This window comes from Mesorhizobium carmichaelinearum, assembly GCF_900199455.1.
GTDB classification, from domain to species: Bacteria; Pseudomonadota; Alphaproteobacteria; order Rhizobiales; family Rhizobiaceae; genus Mesorhizobium; species Mesorhizobium carmichaelinearum.
On the sequence record NZ_FZQR01000108.1, the window covers coordinates 1 to 1,443 of the forward strand.

Annotated in this window: 2 protein-coding genes and 1 pseudogene; all 3 read left to right on the forward strand. The window is 59.5% G+C overall.

The genetic code is table 11. The annotated features are described in order from the left end of the window. The first annotated feature begins 366 nt into the window (after nt 1-366). On the forward strand, nt 367-762 hold the full coding sequence (locus CKW40_RS42170; RefSeq protein ID WP_095205375.1) for a hypothetical protein: 396 nt from the start codon (nt 367-369) through the stop codon (nt 760-762). Between the two features lie 20 nt (nt 763-782). Then, complete coding sequence (locus CKW40_RS42175) at nt 783-1,265, forward strand: hypothetical protein (RefSeq protein ID WP_143748532.1); 483 nt, start codon at nt 783-785, stop codon at nt 1,263-1,265. A gap of 61 nt (nt 1,266-1,326) precedes the next feature. Next, a pseudogene (locus tag CKW40_RS42180) lies at nt 1,327-1,443 on the forward strand (IS6 family transposase); the annotation flags it as partial.

The following is a 1,443-nucleotide window of genomic DNA, read 5'->3' on the forward strand; positions in this document are numbered from 1 at the left end:
CGGGCCAGACCACGAAGACGGCGTCATGGCCTTCTCCGAATTCGGCATCGAAAGCCTTCAAAACCTCATCGCCATCCATCGCGACGGAAACAAATAGGTCCGTCCGCGTCCCTCACCGGATGGATACAGTTTTGACAACGCGTTTTCGATTGATGGTGGATGGGTCCTGCTCCCGGCGTCGCATTGCGCCATAATCGGACTGTCATTGTCCGCTTAGAGGAGCCATCCATGTCTGAGCTTGCTCGCAAAGAGCGTCTTCCAGATCCACGGTGTAGCCGAGAACGAGACCGGTAATTTTTCTGGGGTTGAGCACGGATTGTTAGGCCCGAGCAGTTCATCACCGTCGCTTTGTTCGGAGAAGCAACGATGGCGGTGGAGTGGACAATTACAATCGAGGGAAAGAGCGAGTTCGGCGACGTTTGTCGTCGGGAGGTCCGGGTCGACAAGAGCTGGGAGCGCCTGTTCGACGGCGAAATCGGCCTGTCGATCGAAGACGGCAAGAAGATCATGACGGCGCTGCAGAGCGCGGTCGTAAACCAGGAGGTGAATGCCTATGCTCTGTTTCGGCGGGTTTGCCCGGACTGCCACACGTTCCGGCCGGTCAAAGACTATACGGCGCGCCGGATCCGAACTGTGTTCGGCACGGTGGAGGTGCGCAATCCCCGCTGGATGCTGTGTGGGGATTGCCATCCAGGGATGGTCGTTGCTTTCGCGCCACTGAAGGAAATCTGCCCGGATCGGGCGACGCCCGAGCTGAACTGACGGCGCGGCTGGGAAGCATGATGCCGTACCGGCAGGCCGCCAGAGTGCTCACCGAATTCCTGCCCATTGAGCCTACCGAGACGCATGCGACCGTGCGCAAGCGCACCATCAGGATCGGTGAACGGCTGGACGAGCAGGTTGCAGAGGAAGAACGGCGCGCAAGGGCGCAAGCTGATGATCGACGCCAGCTCGAAATGGAGCTTCCCGGCGATCGGCGCAAAGAGTTTATCATCAGCATCGACACAGCGCATGTGCGCAGCGCCGATCCCACTGCAGCGCGAAACTTCGAACTCGTTGTAGCCAGATGCGGTCGCGGCGGTCGGGGCGAACCCGGTGGCCGCTATTTCGACCAAACCGCAATCCGAGATCGAGCGCTCCACGCGCTTCAGCAAGAAGGATATTGCGGCTTTGGCGACGTCACCGTGATCTCGGATGGCGCCGAAATCCTGAAGCGCCTGCCCCGCGCCATGCCTAGGCCGACCAGCCATATCATCGACTGGTAGCGTCGCCTTAACATTTTCGGCGGACTTTACGGGCATGAGCCTGCACCCGCTCACCGATATTATGACGCTCCGATACAAGCGTCATCGTTTTCCTGCCGAGATCATAGCGCATGCGGTGTGGCTCTACTTCCGATTTCCACTGAGCCTGCGTCATGTGGAAGATCTTCTGGCCGAGCGC

Excerpts from the sequence above, each read along its gene's own strand:
- CKW40_RS42170 (WP_095205375.1), top strand. The coding sequence starts at position 367 with ATGGCGGTGGAGTGGACAATTACAATCGAGGGAAAGAGCGAGTTCGGC.
- CKW40_RS42175 (WP_143748532.1), top strand. The coding sequence starts at position 783 with ATGCCGTACCGGCAGGCCGCCAGAGTGCTCACCGAATTCCTGCCCATT.